The 270-nt window shown below is 71.9% G+C and carries 1 protein-coding gene; it reads left to right on the forward strand.

Annotated features, from left to right (window positions below):
• Window positions 1–270 (forward strand): hypothetical protein (locus KZZ04_RS19335; protein ID WP_257903695.1); only part of this gene is annotated, 270 nt, incomplete at both ends.

A 270-nucleotide genomic window follows, 5' to 3' on the forward strand; every position in this document is an offset into this window, starting at 1 on the left:
CACGACGCCCCATTGCGCGCAGCGGTGGACGCCTGGGAACAGCGCCTGCTGCCGCTGACGGCATTGGCCGAACCGGTGCCGCCCTCCGCACAGCTATGGCGGCGCATCGAACGCACGGTCGGGCGCGCCGATAGCCGCGAGCCTTGGTGGAACCTGCTTGCACTCTGGCGCGGCTTGGCCGGCGCAGGGTTGGTCACCACACTGGTACTGGCCGCGCTGCTGCTGACGCGCCCGCCCGGCGCCGACCCGACCTTCGTGGTAGTGCTGGTG

The sequence above is a fragment of the Pseudoalteromonas sp. CR1 genome (assembly GCF_019392235.1).
In the GTDB taxonomy this organism is placed as follows: Bacteria; Pseudomonadota; Gammaproteobacteria; order Enterobacterales; family Alteromonadaceae; genus Pseudoalteromonas.